Below are 20268 nucleotides of genomic sequence, written 5' to 3'. Positions count from 1 at the left end.
TTCGCCGGAATCCCTGACATGGACGTTCGTTTCTTCGATTTTCTCGCCCGCCAGCCTTCCGCGAAACTGACCGCGCGCAGCACCTTCTGCGGCCTGCCCAAACGTGGTCTCGCCCTGATTCTGGTCAACGCGATGTTCTGGCAGCCGCTGCTCGCCCAGGCCGACGGCATTGCTGTGAGCGGCACCACCAACACCACGTTGGGCCAAGCGGGCAACGGTGTGCCCATCGTCAACATTGCCGCGCCCAACGCTGGCGGCCTGTCGCACAACCAGTACCAGCAGTACAACGTCGGTACCCAGGGCGTGATCCTCAACAACGCCACCGACCGCACCCAGAGCACACAACTGGGCGGCATCATCCTCGGCAACCAGAACCTCAATGGCCGCGCGGCCAGCACCATTCTCAACGAAGTGACCGGCGCCAACGCCACGCAGCTCAAGGGTTATACCGAAGTGGCAGGGCAGGCCGCCCGCGTCATCGTCGCCAACCCGTACGGCATCAGTTGCAACGGTTGCGGCTTCATCAACACCCCGCAAGCGACCCTGACCACCGGCAAACCCGTGCTCGACAGCGCAGGCGGGATTGACCACTTCCACGTCGACGGCGGCAGCGTCTCCATCGACGGCGCAGGGCTGAACGCCGACAACGTCGACCGATTCGACATCATCACCCGCAGCGCGAAAATCAACGCCGAGTTGCACGCCAAACAACTGAACATCGTCACCGGCCGCAACGACGTCAACGCACAAACGCTGAACGTTAGCGCATTGGCCGATGACGGCAGCGCAAAACCACAGCTGGCTATCGACAGCTCGGCCCTCGGCGGGATGTACGCAGGCGCGATCCGCCTCGTGGGCACCGAAACCGGTGTTGGCGTGAAACTCGCGGGTAACCTCGCCGCCAGCGCAGGGGACATCCAAATCGACGCCAACGGCCAGCTGAGCATGGCTCAGGTTGCCGCCAACGGCGCCGTCAACGTCAAAGCGGTCAGCGCCGAGGTGCAAGGCGCGATGTATGGCAACAGTGTCGACGTGCAGACTCGTGACGCGCTGACCATTCAGCAGAACATCGCCGCACGTGATCGCATCAGCCTGAGCAGCAACGGCCAGTTGACCAACAACGCGATCGTCGAAGCCGGGGTGAATGCCGACAACAGCCGCAACGCGACAGGTGATGTGGTGCTGAATGCGCAGAACCTGCGCAACAACGGAACGGTGATTGCCAGCCGTGACCTGAGCGCCACCACGAGCCAGAGCCTCGACAACAGCGGCAGGCAGGTCACCGCCGGGGGCAATCTGGCCCTGAACGTTCAAGGCACGCTGAACAACCAGGGCGGCCTGATCATCGCAGTCGGGGCAGGGCTGGTCAACGCCGATGTGGCGCTCAACAGCAATGGACGCATTTCCAGCAAGCGCGACCTCACCGCCACCATCAACACGTTGAGCAACCAGAAAGGCGAAGTGGTCGCCCAAGGCAACCTGACCCTCAAGGGCAGCCAGCTCGACAATCGCGCGGGCGGCCTGGTGGGCTCGACAAAAGCACTGAACCTCGATGTTTCGGACATCGACAACCGCAGCGGTGAGCTCTCCAGCAGCGCCGATGTGCACATCAAGGCCAGCCAGTTGAACAACAACCAGATTGGCAAGCTGCTGTCCGGCGGCGCGATGAACCTCAACATCGCCAATGTCTTCAACCAGAACAACGGCCTGATCTACGCGGGCAGCGCATTGCGCCTCGACGGCGGGCTGCTGAGCAACAGTGGCGGCACTCTGTCCGGGCAAACCGATCTCAGCGTCAACCTCACAGGTGATCTCGACAACAGCAACGGTCTGCTCAGCAGCGAAGGCACCCTGAACGTTGGGGCCAATAACCTGACCAACACCACCGGCAAGCTCTCCAGCGCCGGGGCTTTGAAGGTCGTCTCAACGGGCGCTGTGAACAATCAACAGGGCTCGGTGAGCACCGACAGCACGCTAACCCTTACCAGCGCCGGCCTGGACAATCGCAACCACGGCGCAATCTCCGGCAAAGGCGCGACCGTCGTCAACACCGGCGCGTTCGACAACAGCCACCAAGGCCAACTGACCAGTGCCGACAGCCTGAGCCTTACCGCCGCCCAGGTCATCAACCAGGACAGCGGTCGCATTGCTGCTGCCAAGGCCGTAACTGCCAGCGTCACTGGCCTCGACCAACAAGGTGGTGAGCTGTTCAGCAACAGCACGCTCACCCTTGACCTCAACCACGGCCAGCTCAACAACCAGAATGGCCTGATCAACGCACCGGGCGCTTTGCTGCTGAAAAAACTTGCTGGTGTGAACAACCAGAACGGCGAAATTTCCAGCGCCCTGGGCTTTGAGCTCAACGCCGACAGCCTCGATAACAGCAACGGCAAGTTGCTGAGCAATCAGAGCCTGATGGTGCGCGTTGCCCACGCCTTGGCCAACGTCAATGGCGCGATTTCCGCAGCGGCCATCGATGCCCGCGCGGGGGGTCTCGACAACACCGACGGCCTGCTGAGCAGCCGTGGCGAGATGACTCTCAGCGTTGACGACGCTCTGATCAACCGCAACGCAGCATTGATCGCCGACGGCAAGCTGATGCTGAATGCCGCGAACATCGATAACAGCCTCGGACAAATCGCCAGCAAGCAAGACCTCATCGCCAACATCGGCGGCCTGCAGCAACAGGGCGGTCAGTTCATAGCGCTGGGAAGCCTCAGCCTGACCGGCACCCGGCTCGACAACAGCCACAACGGTCTGCTCAGCGCCAACGGCCTGCTGACGTTGAACGTCGCCACCATCGACAACCGAGGTGGCGAGGTATCCAGCCAAGAGGCGATCAGCGTGACGGCGCAGCAACTCGACAACAGCGATGCGGGGCGAGTGATCAGCCAGAAAAACCTGAGCCTGGCGGTCGATCAACTCGCCAACCGCAACAACGGCGTGCTGTCTGGCAAGACCGGCCTGAGTCTTACCGGCACACGCCTGGACAACAGCGGCGGCAACCTGCTCAGCCTGCAAAACGTCGATCTGGGCCTAAGCGGCGACTTGCTGAACAACCTTGGCCTGCTCAGCAGCGAAGGTACGCTCAGTGTTCGCAGCGCCTCCTTGACCAACGACGGCGGGAGTCTGTCCAGTGCCGGGGCGTTAAGCATCGACAGCACCGGCGCCGTCAGCAGCCGAAGCGGCAAGCTGATCACCGATGGCGGCCTGACCCTCAACAGTGCCAGCCTGGACAACTCGCAAAACGGCAGCATCAGCGGCAAAGGCGCGGTGTTGATTCAAACCGGCGATTTCGATAACAGCCACAACGGGCGTGTGACCAGCGCCGACAGCCTTGAGCTGAGCGCTGCACAACTCACCAACAGCGCCGGTGGCAGCATCGGCAGCAACAAGGCACTGACCGCCAGCATCCTCGGGCTTGATCAACAAGGCGGCACGCTGTTCAGCAACGCCAGCCTGACCCTGGATTTGAACCATGGCCAGCTCAACAACCAGAATGGCTTGATCAACGCTCCTGGCACCTTGCTGCTGAAAAACCTCGCAAGTGTGAACAACCAGTACGGCGAAATTTCCAGCACTCTGGGCTTCGCGTTCAACGCCGACAGCCTCGACAACAGCAACGGCAAACTGCTCAGCAATCAGACGCTGATCATGCACGTCGCTCAGGCGCTGACCAACGTCAAAGGCATGATCGCCGCCGCCGGCCTCGATGCACGTAGCGGCACGCTGGACAACAGCGTCGGCACCCTGACCAGTCGTAACGACTTGACCCTCAACGTCGATGGTCTGCTGAACAACAGCAATGATGGCCTGATCAACGCTGCTCAAACCCTCAACGTGCAAGCGACCGGCATCAATAACGTCAGTGGCACACTGCTGGGCACCACGGCCGTTAACCTCGACCTTAAGAGCGCAGATCTCGACAACAGCAATGGCCTGATCACCACCCAGAATCCGTTGGCCATCAATCACCTGCGCGACCTGAAAAACGCCGGTGGCGAAATCTCCAGCAGCCAGAGTTTCAACCTCGCAGGCCGCACGCTGGACAACAGCAACGGCAAGCTGATCAGCAACCAGCAGCTCACACTTAACGCCGATTCACTGCTTAACCAACTGGGTCTGATCTCCGGTTTGGAAGGTCTCAGCATCAGCGGTGGCAGTATCGACAACCGCAACGGCGGCACGCTGTCGAGCCGTAACGGCGACGTTGGCGTCAGCCTGAACGGTGCCTTGCTAAACGCGGCCAATGGCGCATTGGTCAGCCAGCAAACACTCAACATCAGCGCGGCCAACGTCGACAACCGGGGCGGGATTCTGTCCAGCGGAGCAGTGCAGACCTACACCGTCAGCGGACTGCTGGACAACGGCCAGAACGGCCTCATCGACAGCGGCGCTGCCTTGACTATCCACGCAGCGCAACTCGGTAACGCCGCCGGCACGATCAACGCACAGCAGGCGCTAAGTCTCACCGGCACTGATTTGAACAACAGCGCCGGCAGCATCGCCAGCAATGCTGGTGTCACCCTCGACCTGCTCGGCAGCCTGACCAACACAAACGGCAAGCTCGCCAGTGCGGGCGATCTGCTGATCAGTCGCGCCACCCAGATCAACAACCAAGGCGGCCAACTCGCCAGCCAACAGGCGATGACCCTGTTCACGGGTGGACTGGACAACAGTAACAGAGGCACTGTTGCCGCCAATGATCCACTGCTGCTGACGGCCAGCGGCGCGATCCAGAACGCCAACGACGGCCTGATCTACAGCAAGAATGCCGGCCTCTCGGTGCAGGCCGCGAGCCTCGCCAACAGCCAAGGTACGCTGCAAAGCCAAGGCGCGTTGAACCTGACCATCAGCGGCGACATCGACAGCCAGACCGGCAAGATCATCGCTCAGGGCGGTGATCTCAACCTCACCGCCAACAACGTCGACAACCGGGGCGGCGTGCTCTCCAGCCTGCAAAACGCTTTAACGGCGCGCATCACCGGCGTGCTGAAGAACGGGTATGACCTCAATCGTCAGGGCGGCATCACCCAGGCGCAACGCCTAGACATTCGCGCTCTGGCGGGCATCGACAACTACGGCGGACGTATCTCTGCGCAGACCGGTGACGCGCTGATCAACACCGGTAGCGGCAACTTCGACAACCGCAACGGCAGCCTGTACGCCAAGCAAAACATCAGCGTCACCGGCAACAACTTCGATAACAGCGGCGACAACGACGGCCAGATCGCCGGTCAACAAATCGACCTGAATTTGAGCGGCGCCCTGAACAACCGTTTGGGCATCATCGAAAGCGACAGCACCCTCAACATCAGCGCTGCCAGCCTCGACAACCAGACCGGCAAGCTGCGCGCGCTGGGTAGCAGCGGCACGACGAATTTCCAGATCGGCGGCTTGTTTGATAACCGCAACGGCACCCTGGAAACCGCTAACACCGACCTGGCTCTGAACGTCGGCAGTCTGCTCAATGCGGGCGGCAGCATCTTGCATGTGGGCGGTGGCAAGTTCGGGATTTCCACGACCAATGTCATGAACGCTGGCGGCAGCTTCGTCACCCGTGGCGCCATGACCCTGAATGCCGACAGCTGGGTAAACAGCAGTGTTTTGCAGGCGGGCGCGCTGAACGTCAACGTGAATAACTTCACGCAGACCGCGACCGGGCAATTGCTCGCGTCCAGTGTATTCACCGGTACGGGCAGCAACTGGAGCAACGATGGACTGATTGCCAGTGACGGCACGTTGAGTCTGAATCTGAGCGGTACTTATTCGGGTAATGGTCGACTCACCAGTCTCGGAACCCTGGGCGTGGGCGCAGGCCAACTGTCGCTGGGCGCTGCGGCCAGTATTGCAGGCGGTGCGCGCACGGACGTCAACATAGCGGGACAGGCCGCCAGTTATGGCCGTATCACGTCAGCGGCGGACATGGTGTTCAACGCTGGGGGTATTGCCAACTACGGTACGTTGGGCGCGGCTCAGGGGTTGACGCTGACGACGCCGACGCTGAGCAACACGCAAGGTCTGATCTTCAGCGGCTCGGACATGCAGCTGAACACTGCAAGCCTGACCAATCTGAAGGGCGATTTTTACAGCCTGCGTAATCTCAGCATGGGTGGATATGGCACGGCACGCGCCAATCAGGTTTCGAACATCTCCGGTTCGATGGAGAGCGGCGGCGCATTCTCGATCAACGCCACCGCGTTCGAAAACCGTACCGAAGGCTCGGACGGCACGCAGAATTTTGCGGTCGGTCGCACCCTCGTCAAAGGCTTCATCGCCGTGCAGTGCCTCGATTGCAGCGGCGATCACTACGAGGTCAATTACATCGCCCGGGAGACGTTCGACGCTGGGCAGGACAGCGATACCACTGCCTCTGCGTTGTTGACGGCAGGGAGCAATTTCACGTTCACCGGCAGCAATTTTCTCAACAGTAAAAGCACCGTCAGTGCAGGCGGCAACATCTCCATTCAAGCGGACAACGTCAAGAACCTGGGAGCTGTCAGCGGCACGGTCGAGCGAACACGTACGTACTATCAGGGAGTGGTGACGGACGGTACGGTCAACCGTTTCATGCCCGAAGTCGTTGCCTACAACCAGCGTGATAACCCGGACTTCCCCAAGGTCTACTACGTTGCAGCGTCAGGGGAAATCCGTTTGGCTGTCGTGACTTTTGCGACAGGACGAGAGCCTGGCCACGATGGCGGACTAATCAAAGTCACTACCGTCAAGGACGCCGTCACCGGCGAAAACGTTTCCGACCGGACGCTTTCTGGTTACGCGTGGGGCAACACCCCAGGCTCTGCTTACGATCCAGCCAATCTCGTGCAATTGCCAACGGCGCTTACCTCAATGGCGTTGGTCAGCGATGTAGAAGTCGCCAAAGATGGCACCGGTAGCGCAGGCCGCAGTGCAGTGATCCAGGCGGCTGGCAATGTTTCCATCACCGCTACCAAAGACCTGCAAAACAGCGTCATTCACGAAGACTACGCGTCTGCAGCGGGCGCCAATAAGGTCGCCGACACTCGCGCAAGCGGTACAGGCACCACGGTTGTGGTTCGACTGAACGCACAGCTGCCACCTGATCTGGCTCAACAGCAGGTCGACCCGACGAGCCTTCCAGGTTTCAGTCTTCCGTCCGGGCAGAACGGTTTGTTCCGTCTCAGCGCAGAGGGAAGTACTCAAGCCAGCGTTTCCCCTCAAAATTGGAGCTTAGGTAACGCCACTGTCACCGCGACGCAGCGTGACCAAGCCTTACCCGGCACTTCATCCCGAGACGTACTGGTGGCCACCGCCAACGCACCAACGGCGGCGGGGCAAGTGCTGACCGTTGAAAATCGTCAGAATACGGGCGTGAGTGCCAGTGTCAGTGCAGTCAACGTCGATAACAATCCACAAGGGCTGACACGCGTTCAAGGTCTGCCAAGTTCCGCTGCCAAACCAAGCACCGGCAAATACCTCATCGAAACCAACCCCGTGCTCACCGACCTCAAGCAGTTCATGAGCTCGGACTACATGCTCTCGGCGTTGGGTTACGACCCTGACCTGGCGCAGAAACGCCTCGGCGACGGCCTCTACGAGCAACGCCTCGTTCAGCAAGCCATCACCGCGCGCACCGGCCAGGCCTTCATCGATGGACAGACCTCCAACGAGGATCAGTTCAAATATCTGATGAACAACGCCATCGCCAGCAAGGACGCGCTCAATCTGTCCGTTGGCGTGTCGCTGACCGCTCAGCAGGTCGCTGCGCTGACCCACGACATCGTCTGGCTCGAAGAGCACGAAGTGAATGGCGAAAAAGTGCTGGTGCCCGTGCTGTACCTGGCCCAGGCCGACAACCGCTTGGCGCCCAATGGCGCCCTGATCGCCGGCAACGACGTCACCCTCATCGCAGGCGAAAACCTCGACAACGTCGGCACCCTCAAAGCCACCAACAACCTGTCGGCCACGGCAGGCAAGGATCTGGTCAACAGCGGCGTGATTCAGGCGGGCAACCGTCTGGATGCACTGGCGGGCAACGACATTACCAACAAGGCGGGCGGCATCATCGCTGGTCGCGACGTCACCGTGACCGCCATCGGGGGCGACGTCACCAACGAACGCACCATCACCTCGCTCGACAGCAGTACACGCGGCCAACTGCACAAAGACTACGCCGACAACGCTGCGCGCATCGAAGCGGCCAATGACCTGAGCGTGTCCGCAGGTCGGGACATCAACAACATCGGCAGTGCGCTGCAGAGCGGGCGTGATCTGACGCTGAACGCCGGACGTGACGTCAACACCTTTTCCAGCCAGGTGGTCAACAGCCTGGTGTTGGACAGCAAGCACACCAGCAGCGACATCACCCAGACCACTTCCACCCTCAGCGCAGGCCGCGATCTGTCGGTGCAGGCGGGGCGTGATGTGAATGCCATTGCCACGCAGATTGATGCCAAGCGTGACATTGCCATTGCTGCGACCGAGAACGTAACCATCGCCTCGGCAGCTGACGAAGATCACTTCCTGTCCAAGAGCAAGAAACTGACAGTGCAGGAAGATCACGTCAGCCAGGTCTCGACCGAGATCAACGCAGGTGGCAGCGTCGCCGTCAGCGCCGGGCAGAATCTTGCCATCATCTCAAGCCGCATCACCGCAGGCGACGAAGCCTACCTGGTCGCAGGCGACAAGCTCGACATCCTCGCCGCACAGGACAGCGATTACTCGCTCTACGACAAGAAGAAAAAAGGCTCATTCGGCGCCAAGAAAACCAAACGCGATGAGGTGACCCAGGTCACCAACATCGGCAGCGAGATCACCTCCGGCGGCAACATGATGCTGATCAGCGGGGGCGACCAGCACTATCAGGTAGCGAAGCTCGACAGTGGTAAAGACCTGACCTTGAACAGCGGTGGCGGGATTTTGTTCGAGGGCGTGAAGGATCTGCATCAGGAGAGTCACGAGAAGAGCAACACGAGCCTGTCCTGGAACTCGATGTCGGGTAAAGGCAGCACTGACGAAACCCTGCGTCAAAGTGAGCTGGTTGCAAAAGGCAATCTGGCGATCAAGGCGGTGGATGGCCTGCACATTGATGTGAAGCAGGTGAACCAGCAGACCGTCAGCGAGGCGATTGATGCGATGGTCAAGGCTGATCCCGAACTGGCGTGGCTGAAGGACGCTGAGGCCCGTGGGGATGTTGACTGGCAGTTGATCAAAGAGACGCACGATTCGTACAAGTACAGCCACTCCGGCCTGGGTCAAGGAGCGATGCTGGCGATCATTATCATCGTGACCGTTTTGACGGCGGGGACGGGGACGGCTGCAACCATCGGGACGGCTGCAGGAGAAGCGGCGGGTGGCGCTGCGACAGCTGCAGGGTATGGAGCATACGCTGGAGTCATCAGCAGTGCCGCCAGTGCCGCTGCTACCGCGAGCTTTTCCGCCGCGGTTTCACAAGCAGCCGTAAGCGTAATCAACAACAAAGGCAATATCGGTGCTGTGCTTAAGGATGTGACCTCTGCCGAGAGCATGAAAGGTTATCTGGTAACAGGACTGGCGGCCGGATTCGCAGCTGGGGTGTTGGATAAGGCTTTCGGTGTGTCGCCAGAAGATGCAGCCAAGGCAACGCATGGCTTCGATCTTGGAAAGACAGCCGATCTGATCAAATTCGGTGAATACACCTTCGCCCAGAACGGTTTCAGCGCCGTTGCCAATACCGCTATTAACGGAGGAAGCCTCAAGGACAACCTCGCACAATCGGCGATCAGTTCTGCTGCCGATGTCATGTCCGCCGGAATTTACAACCGCCTGGGCACTCAGTTGGAGTTCTCGGGGTTGCCCGGAAAAATGGGTGCTCACGCACTGGTAGGCGGGTTGATCGCCGAACTTGCAGGTGGAGATTTCCGAACTGGTGCTTTGGCTGCCGGCGCGAATGAAGCCTTCGTGGCATCCGTGGGTGACAGGATATTCAACAACGGTATGCACGATCAGCTGTTGGCGATGACCTCGCAACTGATTGGCTTGACGGTTGCAGCTGCTGCTGGCGGCAGCGATAAGGATCAGGCTATTGCGGGCTGGGTTGCATCGCAAGCAACAAAATACAATTACCTCGAACACGAAGAGAGAGTCGCCTTTGCCAAGGCCATGGGCGGTTGTGGGGCGGATGACGATTGCTCGCGCGAGAAATGGGAACAGGGAAAGTTTGACGAAGACAGTAAAGGAAATATGGAGTATGCGAAGGACATTGCAGGCTCTCAACGAGCAAAAATGGCTAGAGATCGCATCATGGATGATTTGGATGCGCTAGTTGCGATGCCCTGTGGGAATGGCACGTGCGAGCGGTATAAACAATTACTTGTAAGTCGCTCACTGGAAGCGATTGGGTATCTTTCTGATGTGATTAAAGATTGGGCGCCAAGTGACGACCGTTTCGGTTTGCTAGCTGGCGCTGCAATGGGAGGAGGTGGTGCCAAGGCAACCTTGCAAATCGGAGAGGTTGCGAGCAATAGTAGAATCCAAAAAGCGATAGATTATCTTGTAAGTGCCGAGTCTAAAGGCAGCGATGAATGGGCTGTGTCTTGGACGAGTAGAGAGGGTGTGTTTAGCGGGAATTTGGGGAGCTATTCCGGAAGTACCGTCACGTCTAATGGAGATAAGATAAGCTCACCAAATGATTACTCGTCGGGACTCCGTGAAAGTTCTTGGGGTCAGAACGAGCCTGTTATATTGGCGAACGTAAATGGAGGGAAAAATCCCTATACGGAACTAAATGCTGCAATTGCGGAGGCTCGTGGCTGGAACCAAGCATTGGAGTTGGGACAAATTCCTATTTCTCCTCCGGGCAAGGCGTCTGCACCTGGAGCAGACTTTATTACTTTTGACCCAGGATCATCGTCTCTTGTAGTCTGGGACGCAAAATATCGTGGCCCAGGTGGTAGCTACCCCTCTACGTTGTCTCCCGCTAAAATAGAGGCTTGGCAGGCGGAAATTGTCAAGGCGGTGCAAAATATGCCTGCGGGAGAGAGTAAAGCTGCAGCGGAGCGAGCGCTTAGCACTGGTAAGGTGATCGGGAGGATTTTTAAATGGCCCCAATAAATAGAGTCGACAATATGATTACATGGGACAAGGTTTGTGATTTAGCCAAGGGTACGATAATTGACCTGTCTGATCTGGTTTCTTCAGATCTTGGTGCGGGCGTTCACAAAACCTCGGATAGTCAATATGTCATAACGAAAATAAACAATTTTGATCTGAAAGCCGCAGAGGTTGTTGCGGTGTATTGGGCTGTCAGCGAGGGAGGCTTTAGGCGTGCATATTTTAACGATTTGGAAAGTGATGAGGGCATAACGTGTGCTCCTCCGGTGAGTCTTCTGCCAGAAAATGCTGCAGATAAATATGGATCAATACGTAAAGCACTCGCTGCCGATGAAAATTCTGGGTTCATGGAGCACGCTTCATATAGAATTATGGGTGACCGTGCTTTTGTGTACAGGGCCTTAGAGAACAAAGAAATGGCATATTTGTTCAGGGGGGGGGAGGAGAAAAATCAAGAAAAACCTTTTTGCATCATTGTTAAGAAATTTTAATGTTGCATGCCGCTAGAGAGGCGCTGGTGAGTTGTTTTACTAAGATGCTGATGAAGAAATCGCCGATAAGCGCGACTAACTGACGGTCTCTACTAGATGATATCTCGTGATTTTTTAACTCCGAATTCTGTTCGAGCAAAAGGAGAGTGATCGAGAAGTTAAATCCCGTCATCATCAGCATCGTCACTCTCAGAATGAAGGCACCGCCAGAAGCGCCTCGGCGACGGCCTCTACGAACAACGCCTCGTTCAGCAAGCCATCACCGCGCGCACCGGCCAGGCCTTCATCGATGGACAGACCTCCAACGAGGATCAGTTCAAGTATCTGATGAACAACGCCATCGCCAGCAAGGACGCGCTCAATCTGTCCGTTGGCGTGTCGCTGACCGCTCAGCAGGTCGCTGCGCTGACCCACGACATCGTCTGGCTCGAAGAGCACGAAGTGAACGGCGAAAAAGTGCTGGTGCCCGTGCTATATCTCGCCCAGGCCGACAACCGCCTGGCACCCAACGGCGCACTGATCGCCGGCAACGACGTCACCCTCATCGCAGGCGAAAACCTCGACAACGTCGGCACCCTCAAAGCCACCAACAACCTGTCGGCCACGGCAGGCAAGGATCTGGTCAACAGCGGCGTGATTCAGGCAGGCAACCGTCTGGATGCACTGGCGGGCAACGACATTACCAACAAGGCGGGCGGCATCATCGCTGGTCGCGACGTCACCGTGACCGCCATCGGGGGCGACGTCACCAACGAACGCACCATCACCTCGCTCGACAGCAGTACACGCGGCCAACTGCACAAAGACTACGCCGACAACGCTGCGCGCATCGAAGCGGCCAATGACCTGAGCGTGTCCGCAGGTCGGGACATCAACAACATCGGCAGTGCGCTGCAGAGCGGGCGTGATCTGACGCTGAATGCCGGACGCGATGTCAACACCGTTTCCAGCCAGGTGGTCAACAGCCTGGTGTTGGACAGCAAGCACACCAGCAGCGACATCACCCAGACCACTTCCACCCTCAGCGCAGGCCGCGATCTGTCGGTGCAGGCGGGGCGTGATGTGAATGCCATTGCCACGCAGATCGATGCCAAGCGTGACATTGCCATTGCGGCAGCAGGCGACGTAACCATCGCTTCTGCAGCGAACGAAGACCACTTCCTGTCCAAGAGCAAGAAGCTGACAGTGCAGGAAGATCACGTTCATCAAGTTGGCAGTGATTTGAACGCGGGTGGCGCTATTGCGGTGGTCGCAGGCCAGAACCTATCGTTGATCTCCAGCCGAATCACGGCGGGGGATGAGGCCTATCTGGCCGCCGGTGACAAACTGGGGATCTTCGCCGCTCAGGACAACTACTACTCGCTGTACGACAAGAAAAGCGAAGGCTCTTTCGGCAGCGAGAAAACCAAACGCGATGAAATCACCCAGACGACCTACATCAGCAGCGAAATCAGCTCGGGTGGCGACCTGGTTCTTGCCAGCGGCGGCAATCAACATTACCAGGCCGCCAAGCTAAACAGCGCAGAGGATCTGGTCATCAATAGCGGCGGATCGGTGACCTTCGAGGGCGTCAAGGATCTGCACCAGGAGAGTCATGAAAAGAGCAGCAGTAGCCTCTCCTGGACGTCCATGTCAGGGAAGGGGAAAACCGATGAAACGTTGCGCCAAAGCGAGCTAACCGCCAAGGGGCAGTTGGTTATCAACGCGGTCGACGGCCTGCACATTGACGTTAAACAAGTCAATCAGCAGACCGTCAGCTAGGCCATTGATGCCATGGTCAAGGCGGACCCAGGCCTTGCATGGATGAAGGATGCCGAGAAGCGCGGCGACGTGGACTGGCGGATGGTCAAGGAGGTGCATGACTCCTTCAAGTACAGCCATTCCGGGCTGGGTGCCGGTGCTCAGATCATCCTCGCGATTGCCTTGTCCATGGTCATGGGACCGGCAGGTCTCGGACTGTCGACGACCCAGGCTGCGGTGGTCGTTAGCCTTTCTACAACTGCTATCAACAGCGCGATTTCCAACAAGGGGAACCTCGGCGCGGTCGTCAAAGACACCTTGAGTGGCAGCAGCCTGAAAAACGCCGCCATCGCCGGTGTGACAGCGGGGCTCATTGATTACGCGGACGAGAACTGGTTCTCCGGCGCGGGCGAAGCTGCCAATGGTGGGTCAAATGTTCCGACCACGGGCCCCGTCCAGAACCCTGGTTACGCCGCAAACATGCTCAAGCCTGAAAATTGGGCCAACACGCTATTGCGTAGCGGTACCCATGCGCTAATCGACAGTGGTGTGTCGACTGCGATTAATGGCGGCAGTTTCAGTTCTAATCTGGGTCAAGCATTGGTCGGGGAGGGGATAGACCTCGGTGCTGCGATCGGTAACAAAGCCATCGGCGATCTCACTGCGAATCTGAAAGCCGCAGGTCTTGATGTGGCTCCGGCATTGGCAGAAAAGCTGATCCTTCACGCCGCATTGGGTGGGCTGATTGCGCAGGCGTGCGGTGAGAGCTTTGCCAGCGGCGCAATCGCAGGTGGTGTCGCTGATGGTCTCACACCGCTGGCAAACGGCTTGTTAGCCGACTTCGTCAGTTCACGATTCGATGCCAGTGACAGGAGTGCTGCAGGCAGCCAGTTGAAGATTGGCACTGCTCAGATCATTGGATTGATTGCTGCGGGAGTGTCAGGGGGAAATCCCGAGACGGGAAGCCTCATCGCAGGGGCTGCAGAAAAATACAATGATCAGTTCCATCTTGACCCCACAAATCCGTGGGAGGATGAGGTTCTGCCAATATCGCAGACTCCCGAGGATCCGAAGGCAAAAGGTTCCTTGGTACTTTTGGGACTGATTTCTGGTTTATGGACCGAGGAACTCGCCGCTGGTTTGAGCGATTTCCTGGCGCGAAATTTCCCAGGATTCTCTGCGGTGTTTAATACCTCTGCCGAAGAGACGGCTATCGCAGGTGCCGGTTCAACGAGCGGTTCTATTGATGTTGGTACCGGAATTGAGCTTGGAGAAGCTGGGTCAGGCGGGGCTGCATCTGAGGCGGAAATCGAAGCTGCTCTGCCAGACGCTGGTAAAACGTCAGTGTATGTTTCGGTAGACGAAAACGGTGTGACCCAGTATGTGGGAATCACGGACAACCTAGAGGCTCGAGCTGCCGCACACTCGGCTAGAAGGGTATTGGGATTGATCCAATTGCAGGGCTAGAAAACATTTCACGGGCTGATGCGAGAGCTGTTGAGCAGGTGCTTATCGAATACGATGGCTTAGGGAAAAATGGCGGTACATTGCTGAATCTGATAAATAGTATTGCTAAAAGAAATCCGGTTTATGCAGCGTCATTGAAAAGAGGCGTGGCACTTTTGAAAAATATTCGATTTTCGGGGTTTGAATGATGCTGAAGCGAGGTGATGTTTTTTCCATTGAGGTTAAGGCTGGCAAGGCTTATTTTCAGTATGTTGAAAAGTTGCCATCATTTGGCCCGCTGATCAGAGTGCTACCAGGAGTTTTTAGCGCTTCACCAGATTTTGATGTTCTGGTGCCGAGTCCCAGTAATTTTTGGGTTTTTTTTCCTATCTCTGCAGCTCTGAAGAACAGGGTGATCGATAAAATTGGTAATTATCCTTTGCCTGATCATTCCAAAACAAAACCTGTTTTCCGTACCGGAATGGTAGATCCAAGAACAGGGCGGGTGGAAAAGTGGTGGTTTTGGGACGGAGAAAAGTCTTGGGAGGTCGGTCAGATCTCTGATGATGAAAGAAAACTCCCTATTCGGGGCGTCTGGAACGACACGCTTTTGATTCAGCGTATCAATGAGGGGTGGTTGCCGGAAAAGGATCAGCGCTAAGTTCCAGGTCCGCGCAGAACCGATAGTAGTGTTGCTCGGCGAGCGTTGAGTGATCTTCGTCGGATACATTCACTCGGTTGGAAGAGGCATGGCGGGGTATCATTGCTTACCTCACCTAAGGCATTTTCTATTCCCCAAGCCTCTAGAGTGAGTGCAGTTGAGGTTGTACGTTGCAAGGCGCAATCACATCATCCCACAACGGCCACTTGCCCCTTCCTTGATTCCGAGAACAACTAGTCGCAGTGATGCCCGTGCGCGGTCTAACAGACAAGAGCGACAGAAGTCTAATAAGTAACTTTGTAGCTGATACCAAAATGAATTGGACATTCAGCGATCCTCCTAATATCGCTGTGATAGCAGCAAAGATAGTGCTGTTCGCTGATGACAGGGTCGCCTATCCGCCCGATTCAGGAGGGTATCTGGTAATTCTGGAGACGAACTTTCTCCTCCTGGTCAGATCCTGCTGTGTAGCTCTTGTCTTTAAGAGAGCTCATTTACTATTTCTGAGGGGTTGTCGTTGACAACGCCATCAGGCAATCAAGTCATGGCATTCACGCAGGGCTCCCCGTCCACGAGGGTGTTGCGGGCCGCAACACTCGTGCACCGTCCGAGTTGGTGAGTGGCTCTATTGGGTGTTGTATGGCGCAACACAGCCGCCCGCACCGTAGAACTTGCCCATCTCATCAAGCATCCGGCCTCACAAATCGCAATTCACTCAGCATCGCATCAATCTGCTGCCGCAGACGCTTCGGCCACGTGAGCGCCTTGAACGTCTTTCACCCATCGCTGTGCGGTGAATCTTTCCTCTACGGCATCCAGTCGGGTGGGCAGACGATTTCCCACGTCAGGGTCTTGAGCGAATTCATTCCAGGCAATTTCTGCCACTTCCCGGATCGTCTTGTTCTGGTGTCTCAGGGAGTGATTCAGCAGCTGCAGGTAGTCCTTGTCGAACTCGATGCCAGGCTGTCACGAGCCCTTGGTTGGCTTGTTCCGGGTTTTTCGTTGAGTAACGCCGGCTACTTGCATCGGCCGATACAGCTCCTCCCTGAGCCAGGTCTGGATTCGATGCCAGATGATGGCCAGGTTCAGGCTTTCGATAGGTTCTTCGTCGTCGGTGTGGGTGGGCTCGTTCATTTCTTAAGCGACCACCATGGCGATGTCCAGCATTGCGATGCTGTCAGCGACGTCGACCTGATGCTCTTTCATCAAATGCGTCCACCGGTACCAGAGGTTGGCGTCGGTATCTTCGCTGAATTCTCGCCAGCGTTTTCTGCGGGCGGTGAGTCCCATCATCAAGCGTTACGGGGGCTACATCTTGAGGAGATATACCGAAAAACTGCTGCAGCATGTGGGTGGTTGCTCCCAGTCGCAGGGCGCGCTCGACCAAGCGAACTTCTTCGTCGGAGCGTTGAGCGCTGGTGAGGATCTTCTTCACCATCTCCCCATCGATGGTGACATTGCACCAGGACACGGGTGTGTTGAGCAGCAGGCTTAACGCGGACGGTTGCTGGAGCTGGGCCAGTACCTCAAGCTCCAGCCCCATCTCAAAGCACCGCCGCAGTTGACCGTTGCGCATGTTGTACAACACCATATCATCAAAAATCTCATAAATGACTCGTATGAAATCAAGAGCAGGGCGCCTATTTGCTTACCCTGGGAATACTGCAGTGATCGCGGCAAAAGACGTGCTGTTCTCGGGCGGTTGGGTCGCTTATGTATCGCATGACCAAGATGACGGAGGGTGGCAATTTCATGCCCGTTATTCTTGTGACTCCACCGAAGAGGTTGTTGTTGTCAGCCTTGAAAGTGCTTTAAGCACGGATGACACGCTGTTGGAGTTATTTGATTTGCCTTTGGGTTGGCATGCATGGCGGGCGTCCCGGGATGGGGTGTGGCATCGCCAAGAGATTCCCGGTGCCTCACTTCCGAATACTTGATGTGCGGCCTCCGTCAGAGGTAAGCGAGAATGAAGTTGAAAGTTATGGCCTGGTGTGTGCTGATAGGCCTTGCAGGTTGCACTTCGTACGACCCGGTACTGGTCGGTAAATGGCAGGGTGAGCGCAGCGCTACGCCTGGGTGCCAGTACCTTGCCTGGACGACGATAATGAAACCCAACGGAAATTTCGGAACGGTGTTTTTCCAGGATGCTGCCAGATCGAACCCAATACGTAAGCGTGGAGGATATTGGATGTCTCGAAAAGATCTGGTGCTATTCGATGCCGTAGGTGCCAAGAAGTACAACACCTACCGTTACCAGGTCATCGATGCGGATACAGTGCAGTTCACGACCATGACCCCGCAGGATGCTACGGGTTGCAGGCTCAGCGTCTATACCGATCACCGCGTTCGCGGTTAGCCCATTGCTCATCCCGCGCACCGGCGCGGATATCTCGGGATTCGATGGCTCCGGAATGAGGGCGCATGCTTCTATTTATTGGCTTGTAGCCAAAAAGCGCTATCCCAAGGCGCTTGCTTGATCGTCTTGATCCCATCCCCTTCTGTAACGATCGCTCCAGCCAATGCAGGCATCGGCGGGCGCGCTGGTGTGGCGGATGATCGGGTTCGCGCATGCGTGTTCTGCTTCGATTATTTCCAGATCGTGTCAAGGATGTATTGGTAATTCTCATAGAAAAAATGTGAGTAAATGTGAAAAAATTGTCGAAAGATTGGATCTATATGAGTTAGATTCGCATTAGCTTTTCACACTCTCATGCTTTGATTTGTAGGAATATCTCCTTGAAACGCCATCTCCCCGCCGGTTTTTTGCTGATTGGCGCCTGCAGCGCTGTATCTGTTTCACATGCTGCGGACGACCTGACGCTGCCCGCCACTCAGATTCAGAGCAGCGCGCAAAGTGCTGAGGATGTAAGCCAGGGATACGAGGGAAGGGCGTCCTCTTCAACGACCAAGCTGGGGCTGACCGACAAGCAGACGCCGCAAGGGGTAACGACCCTCACGCGTCAGGAATTGGACGATTTCAAGATCAATGGCATCAAGGACGCCTTGCGCGCTGCGCCATCGGTGACGGTCGAGCAAACCGAAACCGACCGCACTGAATTCACCTCACGCGGTTTCGACATCAACACCTTCGAGTACGACGGCATGGGCATGCCGTTTGTGAGCACGGTGTTGGTGGGAGATCAGGATCTGGCGGAATACGAACAGATTGACGTGCTTCACGGCGCCAACGGCTTGATGAGCGGGGCGGGTAACCCATCGGCGACGGTCAACTTCGTGCGCAAGCGCCCGACCGATACTTTTCAGGCGCAGATTGATACCAGCGTGGGCTCGTGGGACAGCCGTCGGGTGGACGTCGATGTGTCCGGGCCACTGACGGATTCAGGCAATGTGCGCGGCCGCTTTATCTATTCCCACGACAAGGGCAATTCGTGGTTGGACCGTTACAGCCACGAGCGAAACGTGGCAGCGGGTCTGCTGGCGTTCGACGTAAGCGATGCTGACACCGTGACGGTGGGCTTTTCTCAACACAACAGTGACTCCAACGGCAGCTCCTGGGGCAACTTGCCGCTGGTCGACACGGCGGGCAACCCGATTCACTACAGTAGCCGCAGTAGCAGCATCGGGCAGCCATGGACCTACTGGAACCTGCACACGCAGCGTACGTTCGTCGAACTCAAGCATGATTTCGGCAACGACTGGAATGCCACGGTCACTTTGACCGGTGTTCAAGAGAAGCAAAACACCAACATGCTGTATGTCTACACGGTGACGGACGACGATGCTGGCGCATATGCCAACCACACCAGCAGCGAGGCGCATCAGTTGTTGGGCGAGGCCAAGGTGCAGGGGCCGTTCACATTGTTCGGTCGCGAACATCAACTGACCTTTGGTGCCGCCTATGGGCGCACGCATCAGAAGGGCCATGAGTACGACGAAAATGAAGAAGACGGCAGCTTTTTCGAGACTTCATTCTCGGGTGTGTTGGCAGGGGCGACGCCGATGCCGTCGTTCGGTTTCACCAGCGAAGCGCTGTCGCAGAACTTCCAGGACACCCAGAAGAGTGTATTCGCAGGCGCCCGCTTCAGCTTGGCCGATGACCTGCACTGGATCGCGGGTGCACGCATGCTCAGTGCCGATGGCAAGGGTGATAACTATGGTGCGGCGTATTACACCCGTGCGCACGGCAAGGTCACGCCTTACACCGGTCTGGTCTACGACCTGAATGACCAGTGGAGCGTCTACGGTAGCTGGACGAAAATCTACGCTCCGCAATACAGCTATGTCGATGCTGATGGCAAGTTGCTCGAACCGTTGGAAGGTACGAGTAAGGAGATAGGTGTCAAAGGCAGCCTGATGGATCAGCGTCTGCATGTGACTGCGGCGTTGTTCAAGAGCGAGCAGCGCAACGTGGCTGTGGACGCGGGCTTCAACGGCGTTCAGGAAGTCTACACACCGGGCGACTTCAAAAGCCACGGTGTCGAGTTGCAAGCCTCTGGCGAGATCGTAGATGGCCTGGACCTGCTCGGCGGTTACACCTACGTGCGTATCGATGATGACAACGGCGAGAAAGCGCGCAAATACGTACCGACTCATAGCTTCCGCGGCATGGCCACCTACCGCTTGCCGGGTATGCCTCAAATGAAGGTCGGCGCCCGTGTCAGTTGGCAGACTGCCGTGGAGAACGACACCAACAGCGCCATTCACCAAAATGCCTACGGCCTGGTGGATTTGATGACCAGCTACGACATCAACAGCCACTGGAGCACGTCGCTGAACCTGAACAACGTCACGGACCGCAAGTACCTGCTGTCGATGTATAACAACGCCACCACCGCCAGTTACGGCGCGCCACGCAACCTGACGGCGTCTGTGAGCTGGAAGTACTGATTCTGTATCACG

At 57.2% G+C, this 20268-nt stretch carries 8 protein-coding genes and 1 pseudogene; 7 read left to right on the top strand and 2 right to left on the bottom strand.

What is annotated here, in order from left to right:
* Nucleotides 1-18 precede the first annotated feature (18 nt).
* The 4 genes and pseudogenes from ACI5GA_RS09280 to ACI5GA_RS09265 all read left to right on the top strand — a co-directional run bounded on the left by ACI5GA_RS09280 (nt 19) and on the right by ACI5GA_RS09265 (nt 15408).
* Nucleotides 19-11070 carry a filamentous hemagglutinin N-terminal domain-containing protein gene (locus ACI5GA_RS09280; RefSeq protein WP_421422615.1) on the top strand — a complete coding sequence of 3684 codons (11052 nt, stop codon included), beginning with the start codon at nt 19-21 and terminating at the stop codon, nt 11068-11070.
* On the top strand, nt 11058-11561 hold the full coding sequence (locus ACI5GA_RS09275; RefSeq protein ID WP_421422614.1) for a hypothetical protein: 504 nt from the start codon (nt 11058-11060) through the stop codon (nt 11559-11561). Before ACI5GA_RS09280 ends, ACI5GA_RS09275 begins: the two co-directional genes overlap by 13 nt.
* 210 nt (nt 11562-11771) lie before the next feature.
* Nucleotides 11772-14768: pseudogene (locus ACI5GA_RS09270) on the top strand (DUF637 domain-containing protein); the annotation flags it as partial.
* 184 nt (nt 14769-14952) lie between these two features.
* Nucleotides 14953-15408 (top strand): hypothetical protein, encoded by a 456-nt coding sequence (locus ACI5GA_RS09265; RefSeq protein WP_404639069.1) that lies wholly within the window; start codon nt 14953-14955, stop codon nt 15406-15408.
* A gap of 966 nt (nt 15409-16374) precedes the next feature.
* Here the strand turns inward: ACI5GA_RS09265 and ACI5GA_RS09260 are convergent.
* Together ACI5GA_RS09260 and ACI5GA_RS09255 are read right to left on the bottom strand one after the other, a co-directional pair.
* Nucleotides 16375-16542, bottom strand: coding sequence for a hypothetical protein (locus tag ACI5GA_RS09260; protein ID WP_421422613.1), 168 nt, complete (start codon nt 16540-16542; stop codon nt 16375-16377).
* Nucleotides 16543-16585: 43 nt separating this feature from the next.
* Nucleotides 16586-16984: an STY4526/YPO1902 family pathogenicity island replication protein gene (locus ACI5GA_RS09255; RefSeq protein ID WP_421422612.1), complete on the bottom strand. Its 399-nt coding sequence runs from the start codon at nt 16982-16984 to the stop codon at nt 16586-16588.
* A 34-nt stretch (nt 16985-17018) separates the two neighbouring features.
* Here ACI5GA_RS09255 and ACI5GA_RS09250 point away from each other — a divergent pair, with 34 nt between their 5' ends.
* The 3 genes from ACI5GA_RS09250 to ACI5GA_RS09240 all read left to right on the top strand — a co-directional run bounded on the left by ACI5GA_RS09250 (nt 17019) and on the right by ACI5GA_RS09240 (nt 20256).
* The gene (locus ACI5GA_RS09250) at nt 17019-17345 is read left to right on the top strand and encodes a hypothetical protein (protein ID WP_404639063.1); all 327 of its coding nucleotides are present in this window, start codon (nt 17019-17021) and stop codon (nt 17343-17345) included.
* Nucleotides 17346-17596: 251 nt separating this feature from the next.
* Nucleotides 17597-17764 carry a hypothetical protein gene (locus tag ACI5GA_RS09245; protein WP_421422611.1) on the top strand — a complete coding sequence of 56 codons (168 nt, stop codon included), beginning with the start codon at nt 17597-17599 and terminating at the stop codon, nt 17762-17764.
* A gap of 407 nt (nt 17765-18171) precedes the next feature.
* Nucleotides 18172-20256 carry a TonB-dependent siderophore receptor gene (locus ACI5GA_RS09240; RefSeq protein ID WP_421425459.1) on the top strand — a complete coding sequence of 695 codons (2085 nt, stop codon included), beginning with the start codon at nt 18172-18174 and terminating at the stop codon, nt 20254-20256.
* Nucleotides 20257-20268 lie beyond the last annotated feature (12 nt).

This window comes from Pseudomonas sp. Pseu.R1, assembly GCF_045764065.1.
Lineage (GTDB): Bacteria > Pseudomonadota > Gammaproteobacteria > Pseudomonadales > Pseudomonadaceae > Aquipseudomonas.
This window is presented reverse-complemented; position numbering and strand designations above follow the sequence as displayed.